At 66.5% G+C, this 21427-nt stretch carries 19 protein-coding genes; 9 read left to right on the forward strand and 10 right to left on the reverse strand.

Translation table 11 applies throughout. The features are described 5' to 3' along the window. Window positions 1-283 precede the first annotated feature (283 nt). The 3 genes from sucD to mdh form a co-directional block, all read right to left on the reverse strand. A complete protein-coding gene (sucD, locus tag VGV41_RS14700) occupies window positions 284-1168 on the reverse strand; it encodes a succinate--CoA ligase subunit alpha (RefSeq protein ID WP_326864611.1) in 885 nt (294 codons plus the stop codon). Then, the gene (sucC, locus tag VGV41_RS14705) at window positions 1168-2337 is read right to left on the reverse strand and encodes an ADP-forming succinate--CoA ligase subunit beta (protein ID WP_326864613.1); all 1170 of its coding nucleotides are present in this window, start codon (window positions 2335-2337) and stop codon (window positions 1168-1170) included. The genes sucD and sucC overlap by 1 nt, the downstream gene beginning before the upstream one ends. Window positions 2338-2489: 152 nt before the next feature. Then, the gene (mdh, locus tag VGV41_RS14710; RefSeq protein WP_326864614.1) at window positions 2490-3452 is read right to left on the reverse strand and encodes a malate dehydrogenase; all 963 of its coding nucleotides are present in this window, start codon (window positions 3450-3452) and stop codon (window positions 2490-2492) included. A gap of 281 nt (window positions 3453-3733) precedes the next feature. Here mdh and VGV41_RS14715 point away from each other — a divergent pair, with 281 nt between their 5' ends. Next, window positions 3734-5002: a divalent metal cation transporter gene (locus VGV41_RS14715; RefSeq protein WP_326864615.1), complete on the forward strand. Its 1269-nt coding sequence runs from the start codon at window positions 3734-3736 to the stop codon at window positions 5000-5002. Between the two features lie 16 nt (window positions 5003-5018). Here the strand turns inward: VGV41_RS14715 and VGV41_RS14720 are convergent, their stop codons facing one another. Both VGV41_RS14720 and zapE read right to left on the reverse strand, forming a co-directional pair. Next, window positions 5019-5789: a DUF1003 domain-containing protein gene (locus VGV41_RS14720; protein ID WP_326864616.1), complete on the reverse strand. Its 771-nt coding sequence runs from the start codon at window positions 5787-5789 to the stop codon at window positions 5019-5021. 90 nt (window positions 5790-5879) lie between these two features. Then, a complete protein-coding gene (gene zapE / locus VGV41_RS14725) occupies window positions 5880-7052 on the reverse strand; it encodes a cell division protein ZapE (protein ID WP_326864617.1) in 1173 nt (390 codons plus the stop codon). A 412-nt stretch (window positions 7053-7464) separates the two neighbouring features. On the opposite strand from zapE, the gene VGV41_RS14730 reads away from it, so the two are divergent. Then, entirely contained in the window at window positions 7465-8037 is a 573-nt protein-coding gene (locus VGV41_RS14730; protein ID WP_326864619.1) for a GNAT family N-acetyltransferase, read from the forward strand. Between the two features lie 185 nt (window positions 8038-8222). Here the strand turns inward: VGV41_RS14730 and thpR are convergent, their stop codons facing one another. Both thpR and VGV41_RS14740 read right to left on the reverse strand, forming a co-directional pair. After that, window positions 8223-8768: an RNA 2',3'-cyclic phosphodiesterase gene (gene thpR / locus VGV41_RS14735; RefSeq protein ID WP_326864620.1), complete on the reverse strand. Its 546-nt coding sequence runs from the start codon at window positions 8766-8768 to the stop codon at window positions 8223-8225. 9 nt (window positions 8769-8777) lie between these two features. Continuing rightward, window positions 8778-9386: an arylesterase gene (locus tag VGV41_RS14740; RefSeq protein WP_326864621.1), complete on the reverse strand. Its 609-nt coding sequence runs from the start codon at window positions 9384-9386 to the stop codon at window positions 8778-8780. A 79-nt stretch (window positions 9387-9465) separates the two neighbouring features. Here VGV41_RS14740 and VGV41_RS14745 point away from each other — a divergent pair, with 79 nt between their 5' ends. From VGV41_RS14745 to VGV41_RS14760, 4 genes are all read left to right on the forward strand, one after another. After that, the gene (locus VGV41_RS14745; RefSeq protein WP_326864622.1) at window positions 9466-10158 is read left to right on the forward strand and encodes an ABC transporter ATP-binding protein; all 693 of its coding nucleotides are present in this window, start codon (window positions 9466-9468) and stop codon (window positions 10156-10158) included. A 32-nt stretch (window positions 10159-10190) separates the two neighbouring features. Continuing rightward, a complete protein-coding gene (locus VGV41_RS14750) occupies window positions 10191-12692 on the forward strand; it encodes an ABC transporter permease (RefSeq protein WP_326864769.1) in 2502 nt (833 codons plus the stop codon). A 224-nt stretch (window positions 12693-12916) separates the two neighbouring features. Next, window positions 12917-13675: a Bax inhibitor-1/YccA family protein gene (locus tag VGV41_RS14755; protein ID WP_326864623.1), complete on the forward strand. Its 759-nt coding sequence runs from the start codon at window positions 12917-12919 to the stop codon at window positions 13673-13675. Window positions 13676-13962: 287 nt separating this feature from the next. After that, window positions 13963-14487, forward strand: a complete 525-nt coding sequence (locus VGV41_RS14760) for a GNAT family N-acetyltransferase (RefSeq protein ID WP_326864624.1) — start codon at window positions 13963-13965, stop codon at window positions 14485-14487. Between the two features lie 7 nt (window positions 14488-14494). Here the strand turns inward: VGV41_RS14760 and VGV41_RS14765 are convergent, their stop codons facing one another. The 3 genes from VGV41_RS14765 to acnA form a co-directional block, all read right to left on the reverse strand. Then, window positions 14495-14869 carry a DUF2794 domain-containing protein gene (locus VGV41_RS14765; protein WP_326864770.1) on the reverse strand — a complete coding sequence of 125 codons (375 nt, stop codon included), beginning with the start codon at window positions 14867-14869 and terminating at the stop codon, window positions 14495-14497. Window positions 14870-15368: 499 nt separating this feature from the next. Next, complete coding sequence (locus VGV41_RS14770) at window positions 15369-16109, reverse strand: DUF1223 domain-containing protein (RefSeq protein WP_326864625.1); 741 nt, start codon at window positions 16107-16109, stop codon at window positions 15369-15371. 91 nt (window positions 16110-16200) lie between these two features. Next, entirely contained in the window at window positions 16201-18906 is a 2706-nt protein-coding gene (acnA, locus tag VGV41_RS14775) for an aconitate hydratase AcnA (RefSeq protein ID WP_326864626.1), read from the reverse strand. Between the two features lie 241 nt (window positions 18907-19147). Between acnA and ccmA the strand changes: the two genes are divergently transcribed. The 3 genes from ccmA to VGV41_RS14790 all read left to right on the forward strand — a co-directional run bounded on the left by ccmA (window position 19148) and on the right by VGV41_RS14790 (window position 21401). Continuing rightward, a complete protein-coding gene (ccmA, locus tag VGV41_RS14780) occupies window positions 19148-19753 on the forward strand; it encodes a heme ABC exporter ATP-binding protein CcmA (RefSeq protein WP_326864627.1) in 606 nt (201 codons plus the stop codon). Between the two features lie 184 nt (window positions 19754-19937). Continuing rightward, window positions 19938-20606 carry a heme exporter protein CcmB gene (gene ccmB / locus VGV41_RS14785; RefSeq protein ID WP_326864628.1) on the forward strand — a complete coding sequence of 223 codons (669 nt, stop codon included), beginning with the start codon at window positions 19938-19940 and terminating at the stop codon, window positions 20604-20606. A 54-nt stretch (window positions 20607-20660) separates the two neighbouring features. After that, window positions 20661-21401: a heme ABC transporter permease gene (locus VGV41_RS14790; RefSeq protein WP_326864629.1), complete on the forward strand. Its 741-nt coding sequence runs from the start codon at window positions 20661-20663 to the stop codon at window positions 21399-21401. Window positions 21402-21427: the final 26 nt, after the last annotated feature.

Here is a 21427-nt window from a genome sequence, read left to right on the forward strand (position 1 = left end):
TCTTTTAACGCTATTTATGACCTCTGTAAGTCAACGAAAGACCAAGAAATGAATTCAGATTCATCGATCTGAGAGCGGTTTGCGGTCGGAATCCGGTCCTGCGTCCGCCCGATCGCGCGCTGACGCCCGCCGCCGAAGCCATTTCCCGGCATCGCATTAACGATAACGCTGGGCGTCCGCGTCCGTTTCCCGGGGCGAAAACAAACGATCCCTGGCCGCCAAAATGAATGTGCCCGCCACGAGGGCGGGCACATGTCAGCGCAAATAGCCGACGGCGTGCGCGTCAGCGCTTCAGCACGTCCATCAGCGTCTTGCCGATGCGCGCCGGCGACGGCGACACCTTGATGCCAGCCGACTCCATGGCGGAGATTTTGGACTCCGCATCGCCCTTGCCGCCGGAGATGATCGCGCCGGCGTGGCCCATGCGGCGGCCCGGAGGCGCTGTGCGGCCTGCGATGAAGCCGGCCATCGGCTTCTTGCGGCCGCGCTTGGCCTCGTCCTTGAGAAACTGCGCCGCGTCCTCTTCGGCCGAGCCGCCAATCTCGCCGATCATGACGATCGACTCGGTCTTGGGGTCGGCAAGAAACATCTCGAGCACGTCGATGAACTCGGTGCCTTTCACCGGATCGCCGCCGATGCCGACGGCGGTGGTCTGGCCGAGGCCCTCGCGGCTGGTCTGGAACACGGCTTCGTAAGTCAGCGTGCCGGAGCGCGACACGATGCCGACCTTGCCCGGCTTGAAGATGTTGCCCGGCATGATGCCGATCTTGCATTCGCCGGCGGTCATCACGCCGGGGCAGTTCGGGCCGATGAGACGCGACTTCGAGCCGGACAGCGAGCGCTTCACCTTGACCATGTCCATCACCGGGATGCCTTCGGTGATGGACACGATGAGCGGGATCTCCGCCTGGATCGCCTCGCAGATCGCGTCGGCGGCGCCCGGCGGCGGCACGTAGATGACGGAGGCGTCGCAACCGGTCTTCTCTTTGGCCTCGGCGACGGTGTCAAAGATCGGCAGGTCGAGATGCGTGCCGCCACCTTTGCCCGGCGAGGTACCGCCGACCATCTTGGTGCCGTAGGCGATCGCCGCCTGCGAGTGGAAGGTGCCGTTCTTGCCGGTGAAGCCCTGGCAGATGACCTTGGTGTTCTTGTCGATGAGCACGGACATCAGGCGGCTTCCTTCACAGCTTTGACAATCTTCTGCGCAGCGTCGTCGAGGTCATCGCCCGCCGTCACGTTGAGGCCGGACTCGGCGATGATCTTCTTGCCGAGGTCGACGTTGGTGCCCTCGAGGCGCACCACCAGCGGCACCTTCAGGCCGACTTCCTTCACCGCGGCGACCACGCCCTCGGCGATGACGTCGCACTTCATGATGCCGCCGAAGATGTTGACCAGGATGCCCTTCACGTTCGGGTCGGAGGTGATGATCTTGAACGCGGCGGCAACCTTGTCCTTCGTGGCCGAGCCGCCGACGTCGAGGAAGTTCGCCGGCGCCATGCCGTAGAGCTTGATGATGTCCATCGACGCCATCGCGAGGCCGGCGCCGTTGACCATGCAGCCGATCGAGCCGTCGAGCGCGATGTAGTTGAGGTCGAATTTCGAGGCCTCGACTTCCTTCTCGTCTTCCTCGGTCAGGTCGCGCAGCGCCAGCACGTCGGGATGGCGGTAGAGCGCGTTGCCGTCGAAATCGACCTTGGCGTCGAGGCAGATGATCTTGTTGTCCTTGGTCACAACCAGCGGATTGATCTCCAGCATGGTCATGTCCTTGGCAACGAATGCCGCATAGAGCTTCGGCAGCATGGCTTCGATCTGCTTGGCGAGATCGCCGGTGAGCTTGAGCGCCTGCGCCACATAGCGGCCGTGGTGCGGCATGATGCCGGTGGCCGGATCGACCGAGAACGTGAGGATCTTCTCGGGCGTCTTGTGCGCGACTTCCTCGATGTCCATGCCGCCTTCCGTCGAGACGACGAAAGCGACGCGCGAGGTTTCACGATCGACCAGCGCGGAGAGATAGAACTCGCGGTCGATCAACGAGCCTTCCTCGATGTAGAGGCGGTTGACCTTCTTGCCCTGCGGGCCGGTCTGGTGCGTGACCAAAGTCGAGCCGAGAATGCGGGTCGCTTCCGTCTTCACGTCGTCGACCGACTTGACGACCTTGACGCCGCCAGCCTTGCCGCGGCCGCCGGCGTGAATCTGGGCCTTCACCACCCAGACCGGGCCGCCGAGCTCGTCGGCGGCCTTGAGCGCCTCATCGACGGTGAATGCGGGAACGCCGCGCGGCACCGGCACGCCGAATTCGCGCAGCACGGCTTTGGCTTGATATTCGTGGATGTTCATGCGGCGTCCCTCGGTGTTCCCTCATTTGTCCCGGGCGCAGCGCAGCACGAAGTGGTGCGCTGCAGAACCGGGACCGCAACAGACTCAGTCCCTCTTACGGTCCCGGATCAGCGGTGCACCGCTCCGCGCTGCACCGCGTCCGGGACACGCGCTCACGCCAAATTCGGCGCGATCTTCTTGCAGGCCTCGATCAGGCCCTGCACCGAGCCCGCCGACTTCTCGAACGCCGTCTTCTCGGCGCCGTTGAGGTCGACCTCGACGATGCGTTCGACGCCCTTCGCGCCGATGACGACCGGCACGCCGACATAGAGGTCCTTCATGCCGTACTCGCCGTTGAGATAGGCGGCGCAGGGCAGCACGCGCTTCTTGTCGAGCAGGTAGCTCTCGGCCATCGCAACGGCAGATGCGGCCGGCGCGTAGAAGGCCGAACCGGTCTTCAAAAGGTTGACGATCTCGGCGCCGCCATTGGCAGTGCGCTTGACGATCTCGTCGATGCGCGCCTGCGAGGTCCAGCCCATCTTGACGAGATCCGGCACCGGGATGCCGGCGACGGCGGAGTAGCGGGTGAGCGGCACCATCGTGTCGCCGTGGCCGCCGAGCACGAAGGCGGTGACGTCCTCGACCGAAACGTTGAACTCGTCGGCGAGGAAGTAGCGGAAGCGCGCCGAGTCGAGCACGCCGGCCATGCCGACGACCTTCTGGTGCGGCAGGCCGCAGGACTTCTGCAGCGCCCAGACCATCGCGTCGAGCGGGTTGGTGATGCAGACGATGAAAGCGTTCGGCGCGTACTTTTTGATGCCGGCGCCGACCTGGTCCATGACCTTCAAATTGATGTCGAGCAGGTCGTCGCGGCTCATGCCCGGCTTGCGCGGCACGCCGGCGGTGACGATGCAGACGTCGGCGCCTTCGATGGCGTCGTAGGAGTTGGCGCCGGACAGTTTGGCGTCGAATTTGTTGACCGGCGAGGACTGGGCAATGTCGAGGGCCTTGCCCTGCGGGACGCCTTCCGCGACGTCGAACATGACGACGTCGCCGAGCTGCTTCAAACCGATGAGGTGGGCCAGGGTGCCGCCGATCTGGCCGGAGCCGATCAAGGCAATCTTGTTACGGGCCATGGTGGGAGAACTCTCAGAGCTGGGTGCTGCCGCGGAGCGCGGCCGCGTGGTGGTTATCCCGTTAAACCGGGGGCGACAAGGCGGCGCCGCGCCGGGCGTCCTCCTTCTGGCGTCAGGTATACATTATACCAGCAGAGCCGTGGCGGGCTGTCCAGAGGGGAAAGCGGAGGGACTTCGCGGAAAACGTTTTGCGTTGCAATATGATAGCTGCATCGCAACATCCCGGCGGGCTATGCTCGGACCGGCCCGCGCCGCATCATCGGCCGGCAGGGGGGTGAGTCGTGACCGGACAGAAAACTTCGGTGCATCGCATCTGGCGCGCACTCGGGCCGGGCCTGATTACCGGCGCGGCCGACGACGATCCGAGCGGGATCGCGACCTACTCGCAGGCCGGCGCGCAATTTGGCTTTTCGCTGCTGTGGACGCTGTTCCTGACGCTGCCGTTCATGGCCGCGATCCAGATCATCAGCGCCTGCATCGGCTGGGACACGCGAAAAGGACTGAGCAGCAACATTGCGCGCGTGCTGCCGCCGGCCGCGGTGTATCCGCTCGTCGCGTCCCTGCTGGTCGCCAACACGATCAACATCGCCGCCGATCTGGCCGCCATGGGCGAAGCGCTGCGCCTGGTCGTGGGCGGATCGGCACTGGCCTTCGCGGTGCTGTTTGGAATCGTGTGCCTGACCGCCGAGGTGTTCATCCCCTATCACCGCTACGCCGGCTACCTGAAATTTCTCACGATGGTGCTGCTGTTCTACGTCGCCGCGGCTTTCAGCGTGCACATTCCATGGGGCGAGGTGCTGTACGCGACGGTCGCTCCCAAAATCAGCTTCGATCGCGACATGCTGCTGATGGTGGTGGCGATCTTCGGCACGACGATCAGCCCTTATTTGTTCTTCTGGCAGGCGTCGCAGGAAGCGGAAGAATCGAGGCTCAGCCATCGCCATCAACACGCGCGCACCAAGTCGTCGAAGACGGGCGCGTTCCAGAAAATTTCGGTCGATACCTGGATCGGCATGGTCTTTTCGAACACCATTGCCTGCTTCATCGTCGTCACCACCGCGGCGACGCTGCACGCGCACGGCATCACGCATATCGACACGGCGGCGCAGGCCGCCGAGGCGTTGCGCCCGATCGGCGGCCCGCTGGCCTTTGCGCTGTTCGCCGCCGGCATCATCGGCACCGGACTGCTGGCGGTGCCGGTGCTGGCCGGATCGGCGGCTTATGCGGTCACCGAAGTGTTCCATATGCGCGGCAGCCTGGAGCTGCCGGCCAACCGCGCCATCGGATTTTACGCGATCGTTGCCGCGGCGACGATCGGTGGCTCGGCGCTGCTGGCCACCAATATCGATCCGATCGCGATGCTGTTCTGGACCGCGGTGATCAACGGCATCGTCGCGGTGCCGATCATGATCGCAATGATGCTGGTGGTGACGAACAAGCGTGAAGCGGCGCGCGTGTCGCTGCCGCGCTGGATCAAGGTTCTCGGCTGGCTCGGCAGCGGGCTGATGGCCGTCGCCGTCCTGCTGATGATCTGGTCGACCGTCACCTAGCGCCGCGGGCTCGATATCACCGCTTCCTGATTGCGCCTTGCATGATCTCGAGCTGGATCTGCTGGATCTCGGCGAGGCGCTCCCACTGCCGCGTCAGGATGTGATCGATCTTTTCGTGCAGGTGGCGGATTTCCAGTTCCGCCTTCAGGTTGACGCGATAATCGTTCTCGCCGCGCAGCCGGTCCTTCGCCTCCTGCCGCTTCTGACTCATCATGATGATCGGCGCCTGGATGGCGGCGAGGCACGACAGCACCAGGTTGAGCAGGATGAAGGGATAGGGATCGAACTGCCCCTTGCCGGCGACGACGATGTTGAACGCCATCCAGGCGACCAGCACGACGGCAAAGAAGATCAGGAAGCTCCAGCTGCCGCCGAACGTCGCCAGGTGATCGGACAGCCGCTCGCCGAAGGTACGGTGGCCTTCGAACTCGGTCTCGATGTTCTCGGCGAGGGTCTCGTGGTCGGCGAGGCTCTGCACCACGTCCTGCTCGAGCCGGGTGAGTTCGCCGCGCTCACTACGCAGCAATTCGGACACGTAGCTGGAGCGGAAACGGTCGAGATCGTCGATGCAGACGAAGCCCTCGGCGGGCAGTTCCGGATAGGCGTCGCGGATGCGGTCGAGCAGGCTCGGGCGCACCACATCGAGACGGACGATGTCGCGCGTCGGCTTGTCCTTGCCGCAGAGCACGCAGCGGAAACGCGACGGCCGGGCGCGGCGCGCGCGCGTGGTCGCCAGCGTCCCGCCGTCCGTCTCGGTCCCCTCGGGGGCGACATCCTCATTGGCCATGACCGCTCCCTGCTTTCGCAAGCCCCGCGGATGTTTCGCGCTTTGCAGCGAAACTGACAACCGAAAAAGGCGGGAGAAGGTTAAATGCGGTCAGGTTTCGACGATGCCGCCGGTGTCGCCGCTGTCGCCGCCGCGCGCGCCGTGCGGGAGCGCGAGATAATCGGCCGAGCGCATCTCGATCAGCCGCGAGACGGTCCGCCTGAACTCGTGCGCCTCATAGCCGTCGCTGGCGAGATAAAGCTCATCCGGCTCGGCCATGGCTGAGGCGATCAGCTTCACGCCATGATCGTACAGCGTGTCGATCAGGATGATGAAGCGCTTGGCGGCGTTGCGCTGCGGATAGTCCATCACCGGGATGCGGTCGATGATCAGCGTATGGAATTCGTGCGCGAGGCGCAGATAGTCGCTGGCCCCGAGCGGCTGCTCGCACAGCTGGCCGAAGGTGAAGCGGGCGACGCCCATCGCCGCCTCCGGCACGCGCAGCACGCGGCCGGCAAGCTGGATCGAGACCGGCTCGCCTTCGAGCGTGCCGGTGATCTTCTGCCAGGCGATGTCGAGCGCGACCTCGGCGTCCTCGTCGGCCGGCACGTACCAGGTCGCCACGCCGCCGAGCTTCTCCATGCGGTAGTCGGTGCGCGCGGCGAGCCGGACCACGTCGACGTGATGCAGGAGCAGATGGATGAAGGGCAGGAACAGCGCCCGGTTCAGTCCCTCGTAATAGAGATCCTCCGGCGCCACGTTCGAGGTGGCGACCAGCACCACGCCCTGTTCGAACAGCCGCGTGAACAGGCGGCCGAGGATCATGGCGTCGGCGATGTCGTCGACGTGGAACTCGTCGAAGCAGAGCAGCCACGTCTCCTGCGCGATCTCGTCGGCGACGTGACGGATGGGGTCGCCATTGGTGAGCGTGCCGAGCTTCAACTGGTGGCGCACCTCGCGCACACGGTCGTGCACCTCGGCCATGAACTCGTGGAAATGCGCCCGACGCTTGCGGCGGACCTCGCTGGTGGCGAAGAACAGGTCCATCAGCATGGTCTTGCCGCGGCCGACGTCGCCCCAGACGTAGAGGCCCTTCACCGGGCCGGGGGTCTGCCGGAGCGAGAACAACCAGCCGAGCGACGACGACTTGCGCGACAGCCTGTGCTGCGCCAGCGCACTCTCGAGCGCCACCAGCCGACGCACGAGCTCGGCCTGGGCGGGGTCGGCCTCGATCTTGCGGGAGGAGATGAGCGCAGCGTAGCGGGTGGCGAAGCTGTCGGGCATTGGGTCGGGGTGAATCGCGGGGCGGGCTGCCCGCGGGCAGGGATGAACGAGTGCTACGTGGCCCCGGGGTCCAAGTAAATCTAACCGCAGGCGAATCCCGCGCTTTGCGGCGGCTTTGCTGCACCCTTTGCTGCAGCATTGGCGCCAATGTTGCAGTGCAACCGCCGCGATTACTGCGGCTCATGCTGCGCAATGGCCGCAGCAAGGGTGCAGCATTACTGCGGACAGACGACATTAACGCCTTGGCGAGCCATGCGTTTTACGCGGGGAAGAGCCGCGCAAGATCGTTGCGCCATGTCATGTCTTGTTGCGGCGCACCATATAAGGTTCGGCCGTGCTGCGCGCGGGATCAACGCCGCGGACCGGCCCGGAAACGCTCCTCGAGGGTCTACCGACCTGGAGACCCTTTGAAATGCTTGAATTTCTTCCGCCCGGCGGCACCGTCCGCAAACTATGGATCGGCGAAGCCGAGGCCTATCGCGACCACCTGCTGCGTCTGGACTTCGAAAGCCGCCGCCGCCGCTTCTCGGGCGGGGTCGGGGACGATTTTATTGCGCAGCATGCCCGCAGCATCGGCGCCTTCGGCGTCGTGGTCTACGGCTTCTTCCTCGACGGCGTGCTGCGCGGCGCCGCCGAACTGCGGCCAGCCGGCCCCTTCGCCCGCGAGGCGGAAGCCGCCTTCAGCATCGAGCAGCCGTGGCAGAGCCTCGGCGTCGGCAGCGTGCTGCTCGAGCGCATCCTGCTCGCCGCGCGCAATCGCGGCATCACGGCGCTGCAGATGCAGTGCCTGGCCGAGAACCGGCGCATGCAGCAGCTCGCCCGCAAGTTCGAGGCCGACCTCAAGTTCGACTTCGGCGACGTGGTCGCCGAGGTCGATCCGCCGCGCTTCACCGGCCTGTCGCTGTTGCGCGAATGGACCGAGGACGGCTGGGGCGTGGTCAACGCACTGCTCGACGCGCAGTCGCGGTTGGTGAGGGCGGGGTAAAGACTTACGAGGACGCGACAGCAGTATCTGCGCCCTCTCCCCCCTGTGGGAGAGGGCATTGAGAGCCTCGCCGCGCATTCTGATGGGTGAGGGGGACAGCCCCCTCACCCATTCTTCTTCATTTGAAATGTTGCGGATGCCCTCTCCCACAGGGGGGAGAGGGCGCAACGACAGACGCCGCGTGCCTACTGCGTTGCGCCGCCGAGCGGATAACTCGCCTCCACCACATACGGCCCGCCGCCGGTGGAGTTGCGCGAAGAGAACAGTACGAAGCGTTCGACGGGAAAGGATGGCGTGCGGAACAGGCCGCGCGCCGAAAGATAGTCGGCGACGTCCCGGCTGGAGGATTGGCGCAAGCGCGCCAGTGTCACGTGCGGCAAGTATTTCCGCCCTTCCGGCGGCAGCCCGATGCGCCGCATCAGCCGCTCCTGCTCGGCCTGCAAGTCCATCAAGGCCTGCGGCTGCGGCATCGTGGCGACGATGGCGCGCGGCTTGCGCCCGCCGAACGAGGTGATCCCGTCCAGATGCAGGTCGAGCGGCGCGCGCCTGACGCGGCCGAGCGCATGGGCGGCCTCGTGCGCGGTGACGTCGTCGACGTCGCCGATAAAGCGCAGCGTCAGATGATAGTTCTCGGGATCGATCCAGCGCGCGCCGGGCAGGCCGCCGCGCAGCATCGACAGCTGCTGGCCGATCGCCGCCGGGATCTCGATGCCGGTGAAGAGACGGGGCATGACGGACTGCTATTTCCGGGCGGCGCGTGCCTTGCCGACAAGCTCGACGACCTTGGGCATGATGCGGGCGACGATGACGTCGACGCCGGCGGCATTGGGATGCATGCCGTCGGCCTGGTCGAGCTTCGGGTCGGCGGCGACGCCGTCGAGGAAGAACGGATAGAAGATCACCGGATGCTTCGCGGCAAGCGCCGGGTAGATGGCGTTGAACGCCTTGGCGTAGTCGGCGCCCATGTTGGGCGGCGCCATCATGCCGGCGAACAGCACCGGGATGTGGCGCTGGTCGAGGCGGGTGAGGATGGCGTCGAGCGCCTTTTCGGTCAGCTTCGGGTCGAGGCCGCGCAGCGCGTCATTGGCGCCGAGCTCGACGATAACGGCGTCGGTGCCGTCCGGCACCGACCAGTCGAGCCGCTCCTGCGCGCCGGAGGCGGTATCGCCGGACACACCGGCATTGGCCACACTGGCGTCGATGCCCTTGGCCTTGAGCGCCGCCTGCAGCCTGGTCGGGAAGGCATCGGCCAGCGGCAGGCCGTAGCCGGCGGTGAGCGAATCCCCCAGCGCCACGACCTTCACCGGCCGCTCCGCCGCCCACGCGGCCGACCCAAGCAGACACGCCATCGTGACCAGCAGGGCCGCGACGCGCTGGACCGGAGCGGTCCTGTTCCCATATGAGCGGGACTGTGGACGGTGACCCTGCATGAATGACCCTTCGACGGCGGGACCGGCGATCGCGCTCGCCGGCGTCAATCTCTCGCTCGGGCAAGGCGCCGCCCGCGTGCATATCCTCAAGGACATCGACCTGCATATATGCACAGGCGAGGCCGTTGGCCTCGTCGGGCCGTCGGGGTCGGGCAAATCGACGCTCCTGATGGTGATGGCCGGGCTGGAGCGCACCGATACCGGCACCGTCCTGGTGGCCGGCGCCATGCTCAACAAGCTCGACGAGGACGCGCTCGCCCGCTTCCGCGGTCGCAATGTCGGCATCGTCTTCCAGTCATTCCACCTGATCCCGACCATGACGGCGCTTGAGAACGTCGCCGTGCCGCTCGAGCTTGCCGGCGTCGCGGACGCCGAAGCGCGCGCCCGCGCCGAGCTGGAATCGGTGGGCTTAAGCGCGCGGCTCGACCATTATCCGGCGCAGCTCTCCGGCGGTGAGCAGCAGCGCGTCGCCGTCGCACGGGCGCTGGCGCCCAACCCGGCGATCCTCGTCGCCGACGAGCCGACCGGCAATCTCGACGAGGACACCGGCCGGCAGATCATCGACCTCCTGTTCGCCGGCCACGCCCAGCGCGGCACCACGCTCGTGCTGGTGACGCACGACGCAGGGCTGGCGGCGCGCTGCGGCCGCGTCGTACGCCTGCGCTCCGGACGCGTGGAGCCGGGACAGTGAGCGCCCTCCCCCTGCGCTTTGCGCTGCGCGAGATGCGCTCGGGACTGCGCGGCTTCTATGTGTTCATCGCCTGCATCGCGCTCGGCGCCATGGCGATCGCCGGCGTGTCATCGCTGGCGGCGAGCCTCGCCGACGGTCTGGCGCGGCAGGGCCGCGTCATCCTCGGCGGCGATCTCGCCTTCTCGCTGATCACGCGGCCGGCCAGCGACGCCGAACTCGCCTTTCTCAAAAACCACGGCACTGTGTCGCGCGCGGCGACACTGCGCGCGATGGCACGGCTGACCGACGGTCGCGCCACGTTGGTCGAACTCAAGGCGGTCGACGACGCCTATCCGCTGTTCGGCACGGCCGATCTCGATCCGCAGGGGCCGCTCGCTGCGGCGCTCGCGGAGAGCGGCGGCACCTTTGGCGCGGTCATCGATCCGACCTTGTTGGCGCGGTTCAATCTGACGGCCGGCGATCGGCTGTCGATCGGCAGCGCGCAATTCATTGTGCGCGCCAAGCTCGTCAGCGAACCCGACAAGCTCGCCGGCGGCATCGGCTTCGGCCCGCGCGTGCTGATGAGCGAACAGGCGCTGCGCGCCACCGGCCTCGTGCAGCCGGGCAGCCTCGTGCACTGGCACTACCGCCTGCGGCTGCCGGCGAATGCCTCGACCGACAAGGACGCCAGCGACGTCGCCAACGACGCGCGCGTCGAGCTGCCGCAGGCCGGCTGGGAAATCCGCACGCGCGCGAACGCCTCGCCGCAGCTCGAACGCAATGTCGACCGCTTCACGCAATTCCTCACCATCGTCGGTCTCACCGCGCTGCTGGTCGGCGGCGTCGGCGTCGGCAATGCGGTGAAGAGCCATCTCGACCGCCGCCGCGACTCGATCGCCACCATGAAGGCGCTCGGCGCCTCGGGGCGCAGCGTGTTCGCCGTCTATCTGACGCAGGTGGTGATCCTGGCGCTGATCGGCGGCGTCATCGGCGTCGTGCTCGGCGCCATCCTGCCGTTCGCGGTGGCGGCAGCGTTCCGCGCCATCCTGCCGCTGCCGATCGAGCCGGCGGTGCACGCCGGCGCATTGGCGCTGTCGCTCGTCTACGGCCTCCTGACCGCCCTGGCGTTCGCGCTATGGCCGCTCGGCCGCGCGCACGACGTGCCGGTCGGCGCGCTGTTCCGCGACATGGTGGCGCCGCAGCCGCGCCGGCCGCGCTGGGGCTATGTGGTGCTGACGATCGTTGCCGTCGTCGCGTTGACCGCGATGGCGGTGCTGCTTGCCTACGACCAGCGCGTGGCGCTGATCTATGTCGGCGCGGCCGCCACCGTGTTCGTGCTGCTGCGGCTGGTGGCGCTGGCTGTGATGGCCATCGCGCGCCGTGCGCCGCACGCGCGCGCCACCGCGTTGCGCATGGCCGTCGCCAACATCCACCGCCCCGGCGCGCTGACGCCGACCGTCGTGCTGTCGCTTGGCCTCGGCATCGCCCTGCTCGTCACCGTGGTCGAGATCGACGGCAATTTGAGCCGGCAGTTCGCGCACGAACTGCCGCAGCGCGCGCCGTCGTTCTATTTCCTCGATATCCCCTCCGCCGACGCACAGCGCTTTTCGGAATTCGTCGAGGACCGCGCCCCTGGCGCGCTGGTCGAGGACGTGCCGATGCTGCGCGGACGCATCATCGCCGCCGGCGGCACCGCCGCCGAGAAGATCAAGCCGAAGGACGAGGCGGCCTGGGTGCTGCAGAGCGACCGCGGCATCACCTACTCCGATCAGGTGCCGGAAGGCTCGCGCCTCGTCGCCGGCGCATGGTGGAAGCCGGGCTATGACGGCCCGCCTTTGGTATCGTTCGAGAAGGGCATCGCCGACGGCCTCGGGCTGAAGCTCGGCGACAGCATCACCGTCAACGTGCTCGGCCGCAACATCATCGCGCGCATCGCCAATCTCCGCCGCGTCGACTGGCAGAGCATGAGCATCAATTTCGTCATGGTGTTCTCGCCCAACACCTTCGCCGGCGCGCCGCACACGCATCTCGCCACGCTGCGTTTCCCCGACGGCGGCACGCCGCAGGAGGAAGGCGCGGTGCTGCGGGCGGTGGCGCAGCAGTATCCGACCGTGACCACGGTGCAGGTGAAGGACGCGCTCGCCGCCATCGGCCAGATCGTCAGCCAGCTTTTGGTGGCGATCCGCGGCGCCAGCGCCGTGACGCTCGTCGCCGCCGCCCTGGTGCTCGGCGGCGCGCTCGCCGCCGGCCATCGGCACCGCGTCTACGACGCCGTCATCCTCAAGACGCTCGGGGCAACCCGGTCCCGGCTGATCGCCGCTTACGCCATCGAATACGGCCTGCTCGGCAGCGCCACGGCGCTGTTCGGGGTGCTGTCGGGCTCGCTCGCCGGCTGGGTGATCGTCACCGAGCTGATGCACCTGCGTTTCCAGTGGCTGCCCTGGCCGGCGGCAGCGGCCGCCGTCGGTGCGGTCGTGGTGACGGTTGCGCTGGGGCTCGCCGGCACCTTCTCGGCGCTTGGGCAGAAGCCCGCCCCGGTGCTGCGAAGCCTTTGAGCGGTCGCGACATTCGGCCGCGTCCCCTTTCCGGCTGCCGGTTTCCGGCGTTTTGAGGTATGATCGGCGGCGGAAAGGTTAAGAATCGACAAGATAGGCCGCCTTCATCGGGCCATATCTGGCACCAACACTCAGCCAGCATTACATTCGGAACACAGGACGCGCGTTGGACCGCGCGCCCGCCGTGTGACCGGCCACCCGCCGGAAACAGAGAGGACACTTCGATGTCGGACTACGACCGCAACTACGCCGCCCGCGGCTTCGGCGCCGCGCAGTCGGCCGCGATCGATGCAGGCCTGCGCGCCTACATGCTTCGCGTCTACAACTACATGGCCGCCGGCGTTGCTCTCACCGGCGTCGTCGCCTGGTTTACGTACATGAACGCTGCCGTGACCGATGCGTCCGGCAAGCTCATCGGCCTGACCCCGTTCGGCCAGACCATCTATGGCGGTGCGGGCATGATCGTGCTGTTCCTCGGCACGCTCGGCATCGTGTTCTTCATGAGCTTCCGCATCAACCGGCTCTCGGTGAGCACGGCGTCGCTGCTGTTCCTCGTCTATGCCGCGCTGCTCGGGGTGATGCTGTCGTCGGTCTTCCTGACCTACACGCACGGGTCGATCGCCCGTACGTTCTTCGTCTCGGCGGCGTCGTTCGGCGCGTTGAGCCTCTACGGCTACACCACGCAGCGCGACCTCTCGCCGGTCGGCTCGTTCCTGGTGATGGGCCTGTTCGGGCTGATCCTGGCGATGGTGGTCAACATCTTCCTGAAGAGCACCGGCCTCGACTTCGCCATCTCGGCGATCGGCGTGCTGATCTTCGCCGGCCTCACCGCGTGGGACACCCAGCGCATCAAGGAGATGTATTCGAGCAATGACGACGGCACCGTCGCCGGCCGCAAGGCGGTGATGGGCGCGCTGACGCTCTACCTCGACTTCATCAACCTGTTCATGTTCCTGCTGCGCTTCATGGGCGATCGGCGCTAAGCGCAGCCGACAGAGAAAAGACTGACGAACGCCCGGGCCTGACGCCCGGGCGTTTTGTTTTTGGCCGCGTGCCCCCGGACGCGGCGCAGCACGAAGCGCAGCGGAGTGGTGAGCCGCAGATCCGGGGCCCCGGTTCGTGCGACGGAAACGGGGGTCCCGGGTCTGCCGCGCACCGTTCGCTCTAGCGGGTCGAAGACGCGGTAAACGCGCTTATGCTCACGCTGCACGGCGCCCGGGGCACAGATGCGCTTCTAGCGGCCCATCATTCGTCTTACGGTACCCGGACTATGTCCGTGACCATCCGCCCCGCCACACCCGCCGACCTGCCACACATCGTCCGCATCTACGCGCCGGCCGTCCTGACCGGCTCGTCGTCGTTCGAGACGGAGCCGCCGGACGAGATGGAGATGGCGCGGCGCATGAAATACGTGCTGGAAGGCGGCTATCCCTATCTCGCCGCCGAGATCGGCGGCCGGTTCGCCGGCTATGCCTATGCCTCGGTCTACCGTACGCGACCGGCCTACCGCTTCAGCGTCGAGGATTCGATCTACATCGATCCCGACATGCAGCGCCGCGGCGCCGGCCACGCGCTGCTCAAGGCGCTGATCGGCGAATGCGAACAGCGCGGCTTCCGGCAGATGCTGGCGGTGATCGGCGATTCGCCCAATCAGGCGGCGTCGGTCGGCCTGCACGAGGCCTGTGGCTTCGGCGTGGTCGGGCAATTGCCCGGTATCGGCTACAAATTCGGCCGCTGGGTCGACACGCTGCTGATGCAGCGCGAGCTGGGCGAGGGGATGCGGAGCAATCCGTAACCGCGGCTCAGCTCGCGACCAGCGACAGCGACTTGTCGATCGCGCGCAGCACGCGGTCCAGCTCGTGGCCGCGGCGCAGGATGTGGCCGCTCGCCGAGACGACGCTGTAGGCGCCCTGGCGCTGCGCCAGCTTGGGATCTTTCTCGATGCGGTAAAGTGGCACTTCCGAAGAGCGGCGGAAGACCGAGAACACGGCCCGATCCTTCAGAAAGTCGATCGCGTAATCGCGCCATTCGCCGGCGGCGACCTTGCGGCCATAGAGATCGAGGATGCGGTTGAGCTCGCGACGGGTGAACGTGACCTGGCCGGGGACGGGCGCGCTGCGCGCGGGAGTCCCGCCCCCGCGGGACTCGCTGGGATCGACATCGCCAGGACCGAACATGCGGCGCCTCCTTCCACGACGAGCGTGTGACATGATCGCGCCGGTCAGGGCTGGCGGCAAGGGCTTCGTTCTGCGACGGAAATAGGCAAAAAACTGATTTTGAAACGCGCTGCGGACGATCACGAACTCGTTAAAACCGCACACGAAAAGGCCCAAATTCGAACAATCGCACGTCACGCTGCAACAAGATAACAGGACCGTTGCCTCATGGCCCGGTCCGGTTCGATCTCCGGATTCCTCAGCCCCCCAGCCCCCCGGGGGTCAGCCGACCGGGCCAGTTGAGTTTCGCGTACGGTTCAATCCCCAAAACGCCTCGGGCCGGCTTTGCCGGCCCTATTTTTTTGTTCGACCGCGTCCCGAGGCGCGAGCGGCAAGCACGAACAATACGTCGTCATGGCCGGGCCTGTCCCGGCCATCCCCGTCTTCAATTCATGATTTGAAGCAAAGCGTGGAGGCCCGGAACAAGGCCGGGCATGACACAGAAATATTTCTCTAAATTCTAGCGCAGGCTCGCGGTCGCGGCGCCGAGCATCAGACCGGGCTTGCCCTTCGGCTCGCGCTGCACCAGCACGGCGACATGATCGACGTCACTCTCGCCCTTGGTGACGTCGGCGACGGGAACGCTGAACGTCTGCGCCTTGCCGTTCCAGGTGCCGAGCTTCACCCAGCGGCGCACGACGTCGTAATAGGTCAGCGTGTGGCCGCGGTTTTCGCCGCGCTGGACCTCGACCGGAATCTTGCTGGCGAAGGGGCAGAGCCACACGTCGGCATCGGCGTCCGTGCCGCTCGCGCTGTCGGGAACGCTCACCGTCACCTTGCCGCCGGCGACATTGAGCGTCACCGGTACGCTCAGCGGCTTGTCCTTGGCGCGCGTCTCCGCGATCGTCTTCTCGATCGCCGCCTTGTCGCTGCCGAGCACATGCGCCACGCCGTTGACGACGATCTGCGGCGTATAGACCTCGCGGTCGCCGCGCGCCTGCGCGTATTCCTGCTGGCGCACGGTATGGCCGTGCAGTGCCAGGGTGTCTTTCCAGCCGAGATAATCCCAGTAATCGACCGGCAGGCTGAGCGCCACGATCGAGGGATCCTGCCGCAATTGTCCGAGCAACTTGTCGGCGGCGGGGCAGCTCGAGCAACCCTGGCTGGTGAAGAGCTCAATAACCGCGCGCGGCTCGCCCGCGAAGGCGGGCTGCACCAAGGCGGCGACGGCTAACGCAAGAGCGAAGGCGCGATGGGTCATAGGTAATCCCGCGATCCCCCTGCCGGACGAGGCACTTATAGAGCGCCTCGTCCATCACCGGCCACTCACTTCAAGGTGAGCGTCGCTCGCGTCAACCTGCGAGCTGCCGCAGCACGTACTGCAGGATGCCGCCGTTCTTGAAGTAATCGAGTTCGTCCAGGGTATCGATGCGGCAGATCAACGGCACGCGCTTGAGGGTACCGTCGCCCATGACGATCTCGGCGATCAGCCGCTGACGCGGCTTGAGCTCGCCCGAGAGGCCGCGGATGGTGACCTGCTCGTCACCCTTGAGCCCGAGCGACTTCCAGGTGGTTCCCTCTTCGAACACCAGCGGCAGAACGCCCATGCCGATGAGATTCGAGCGATGGATGCGCTCGAACGACTCGACGACGACGGCGCGGATGCCGAGCAGCACGGAACCCTTGGCTGCCCAGTCGCGCGAGGAGCCGGTTCCGTATTCCTTGCCGCCAAACACCACCAGCGGCACCTTCTCGGCCTTGTACTTCATCGCGGCATCGTAGATCGGCATCCGCTGCTTCGACGGATAGTGGACCGTCACGCCGCCTTCGACACCCGGCACCATCTGGTTCTTGATGCGGATGTTGGCGAAGGTGCCGCGCATCATCACTTCGTGGTTACCGCGGCGCGTGCCGTACTGATTGAAGTCGATCGGCTTCACCTTGTGATCGACGAGATACTTGCCCGCAGGCGAGTCGACTTTGATCGAACCGGCCGGCGAGATGTGGTCGGTGGTGATCGAGTCGCCGAGCAGCGCCAGCACGCGCGCCTCGACGATATCCTCGAGCGGCTGCGGCTGCTTCGTCATGCCTACGAAATATGGCGGGTTCTGCACGTAGGTCGACTTCTTGTCCCACGCAAACGTCATCCCGCCCTTGACGCTGATCTTGCGCCAATGCGCGTCGCCCTTGAACACGTCGCCGTAGCGCTTGGCGAACACCTTCTTGGTGATGTTCTTGGCGACGAAGGCGCCGATCTCCTTGTTCGACGGCCAGATGTCCTTGAGGAACACCTTCTTGCCCTTCTGGTCCTCGCCGAGCGGGTCCTTGAGCATGTCGGCGTACATCGAGCCGGCGATCGCATAGGCGACGACGAGCGGCGGCGACGCCAGGTAGTTGGCGCGCACGTCGGCGTTCACGCGGCCTTCGAAGTTGCGGTTACCCGAGAGCACCGCGGCGGCGACGAGATCGTTGTCGTTGATCGCCTTCGAGTTCTCCGGCGGCAGCGGACCCGAATTGCCGATGCAGGTGGTGCAGCCGAAACCGACGAGATTGAAGCCGAGCTTGTCGAGATCCTTCTGCAGGCCCGAATTGTCGAGATACTCGGCGACGACCTGCGAGCCGGGCACGAGCGACGTCTTGACCCACGGCTTGGCCGTGAGGCCCTTGGCCGCCGCCTTGCGGGCGAGCAGGCCGGCGCCGATCATGACGTTCGGGTTCGACGTGTTGGTGCACGAGGTGATCGCGGCGATCACCGCATCGCCGTGGCCGAGTTCGTAGTTCTTGCCCTCGACCTTGGCGCGCTTGTGCAGTTCGGAGCCCTTGCCGAACTCCTTCTCCATCGACGCGGTGAAGCCGGCCTTCACGTCCTTGAGCGCGATGCGGTCCTGCGGACGCTTCGGGCCGGCGAGCGACGGCGTCACGGTGGCGAGATCGAGCTTGAGCACGTCGGTGAACAACGGATCCGGCGTGGTCTTGATGCGGAACATGCCCTGCGCTTTGGCATAGGCGGCGACCAGCGAGACGACCTCCGGCGGACGCGAGGTGTCCTTGAGGTACTTGATGGTGTCGTCGTCGATCGGCGAGAAGCCGCAGGTGGCGCCGTATTCCGGCGCCATGTTGCCGAGGGTGGCGCGGTCGGCGATCGTCAGATGCGCCAGACCGGGGCCGAAGAACTCGACGAACTTGCCGACGACACCGCGCTTGCGCAGCGCCTCGGTGATGGTGAGCACGAGGTCGGTCGCGGTGATGCCTTCCTTGAGGCGTCCCGAGAGCTTGAAGCCGATCACCTCCGGCAACACCATCGACAGCGGCTGGCCGAGCATCGCGGCTTCCGCCTCGATGCCACCGACGCCCCAGCCGAGCACCGAGAGACCGTTGACCATGGTGGTGTGCGAATCGGCGCCGACCAGCGTGTCGGGATAGGCCACTTCCATGGTCGCCTGCTTGCCGTCGACCTTGACCTTGTCCTTGCGCGTCCAGACGGTGCGCGCGAGGAATTCAAGATTGACCTGATGGCAGATGCCGGTGCCGGGCGGCACGACGCGGAAATTGTCGAACGAACGCTGCGCCCATTTCAGGAACTCGTAGCGCTCCTGGTTCTGGCGGTACTCTTCCTCGACGTTCTTCTTGAAGGCGTCCTTGTTGCCGTAAAAGTTGACCGCGACCGAGTGGTCGATGACGAGGTCGACCGGGATGAGCGGGTTGATCTTCTTGGGGTCGCCGCCGAGGTTTTTCATCGCGTCGCGCATCGCCGCGAGGTCGACCACGCAGGGCACGCCGGTGAAGTCCTGCAGCAGCACGCGCGCCGGACGGAAGGCGATCTCGTGGTCGGAGGTCTTCGTCTTCATCCACTCGGCGACGGCCTTGATGTCGTCCTTGGTGACGGTGCGGCCGTCTTCGTTGCGCAGCAGATTCTCCAGCAGCACCTTCATCGAGAACGGCAGGCGCGAGATGCCTTTGAGCCCGTTCTTCTCCGCGATCGGGAGGCTGAAATACGCATAGGACTTGCTGCCGACCTTCAGGGTCTTGCAGCATTTGAAGCTGTCGAGCGACGTCATAGGACTGGTTCCATTCCCTGCGCGGGACATGAGTGCTGGATCGGTCTAAGCTCATCCCCAGCCGGCCCGTTGCAGGCCGGAGAGCTCGCGGCGCGGAATCCAGTTCGGACCGCCGTCGGGGCGGGCTTATAAGGTTTTTTTGCGTCTGACGCTACATAGCTTGGGGCCATTCCAGACTGATGCGCAAAAAATCATGGCTCCCGTGGCCGGCGGCTGACCGCGCGCGGCGCCGGCGCTGCTGATGCAGCTTGCCGCCGACAACCTGACATGCGTCCGCGGCGGGCGGACGGTATTCGCCGGCCTGTCGTTTGCCGTCGCCGGCGGCGAGGCATTGGTGGTCACCGGCCGCAACGGCGCCGGCAAGTCGTCGCTGCTGCGCATGATCGCCGGGCTGGTGCGAATCGCCGACGGGCGGCTGACGCTGGACGGCGGCGAGGCGGAGGCGAGCGTCGGCGAGCAGGCGCATTACCTCGGCCATCATGACGCACTGAAAACATCTCTTTCAGTAAGAGAAAACCTGGCCTTCTGGGTGGAGTTCCTCGGCGGCGACCGCGACAAGGTGACCACCGCGCTGGAGGCGGTCGGGCTGGCGCCGCTGGCCGGCCTGCCGGCGGCCTACTTGTCGGCGGGGCAGCGCCGGCGGCTATCGATCGCGCGGCTGGCGGCGGTCGAACGGCCGCTCTGGTTGCTCGACGAGCCGACCTCGGCGCTCGACGTGCAGAGTCAGGAGCGGCTCGCGGGGCTGATGCAGGCGCATCTCGGTAAGGGCGGGCTCATTGTCGCCGCGACGCACGGGCCCATCGGACTGGCCGCGCCGCGGGAGCTGCGGCTGGGGGCGAAGGGATGATGCATATCGCTCCGCACACGCGCTGCACCTCTCCCCGGAGGGGAGAGGTCGAATTCCGAGCGCAGCGAGGGATTCGGGTGAGGGGGCTCCCCGCCGATATCGATCCGGTCCCCCTCACCCGGCTCGCTTCGCTCGCCGACCTCTCCCCGATGGGGAGAGGTGACCTTGCCCCGGGACTCGGCCAATGACCGGCCTTACCGCCCTCCTCGTGCGCGACATGCGCATCGCGGTGCGCGTCGGCGGCGGCGCGCTGATGGGCGCGCTGTTCTTCCTCACCGTCGTGGTGATGATGCCATTCGCGCTCGGGCCCGACCTCAACCTGCTCGCCCGCATCGGCCCGGCAATCCTCTGGCTCGGCGCGCTGCTGGCCAGCCTGCTGGCGCTCGACCGGCTGTTCGCCACCGACCACGAGGACGGCTCGCTCGACCTCCTGATGATGGGCCGCATGCCGCTCGAACTGGCCATCGCCGGCAAGGGGCTGGCCCATTGGCTGACCACCGGCCTGCCGCTGGTCGTCGTTTCGCCGGTGCTCGGGCTGATGCTGAACATCGAGCCGAAAGCCATGGGTGCCGTCGCGCTGACACTCGCGGTTGGCACGCCGGCGCTGACCTTCATCGGCCTCGTCGGCGCCGGCCTGTCCGTGGCATTGCGCCGCGGCGGGCTGCTGCTGGCGGTGCTGGTGCTGCCGCTGACCATCCCCGTGCTGATCTTCGGCGTCGCCACCGCCAATGCGGCGATCGTCGGCGGCGTCCCGTTCGGCCCCCCTTTCACCATTCTCTGCGCGCTCAGTCTGGCCAGCCTGGTGATCGGCCCGTTTGCCGCCGCCGCCGCCCTGCGCTTCGGCCTGGAATGACCTCCGGGCTGCTCCGGATTGCCCCCGTATTCACCCGGGACTAAAACGCCGGCCATGGCCCTCATCGACCTCGCCAATCCGACGCGGTTCCTCCGGCTGGTGGCGCGCCTGCTGCCGTGGCTGATCGCCGCGACGGTGGTTCTGTTCGTCATCGGCCTCTTCCAGGCGATAAACGCCCCGGACGACTATCAGCAGGGCGCCACCGTCAAGATCATGTACCTGCACGTGCCGTCGGCCTGGCTCGGCATGCTCGGCTGGGCGCTGATGAGCGCCGCCGCGCTCGGCACTTTGGTGTGGCGGCATCCGCTCGCCGACGTCGCCGGCAAGGCAGCCGCGCCGATCGGCGCCGCCTTCACCTTCATCTGCCTCGTCACCGGCTCGCTGTGGGGCCGGCCGACCTGGGGCACCTACTGGGTGTGGGACGCGCGGCTGACCTCGATGCTGGTGCTGCTGCTGCTCTATCTCGGCGTCATGGCGCTCTACTGGACGGCGGAGGATCCGGGCCGCGGCTCGCGCGCGGCGGCGGTGCTGACGCTCGTCGGCGCGCTCAACCTGCCGATCATCAAATTCTCCGTCGACTGGTGGAACACGTTGCATCAGCCGGAATCGATCTTCCGCATGGGCGGACCGACCATCGCGCCGTCGATCCTGTGGCCGCTGATCGTGATGACGCTCGCTTTCACGTTTCTGTTCGCAACGCTGCATCTCATGGCGATGCGCAACGAAATCCTGCGACGGCGCGTGCGCACGATGCAGTTGATGCAGGCGCAGACGCTCGCGGAGGCAAGCGCATGATCCCGAAAAGTGGGAACCGGCTTTCG

The sequence above is a fragment of the Pseudolabrys sp. genome, assembly GCF_035943735.1.
Taxonomy (GTDB): domain Bacteria; phylum Pseudomonadota; class Alphaproteobacteria; order Rhizobiales; family Xanthobacteraceae; genus Pseudolabrys.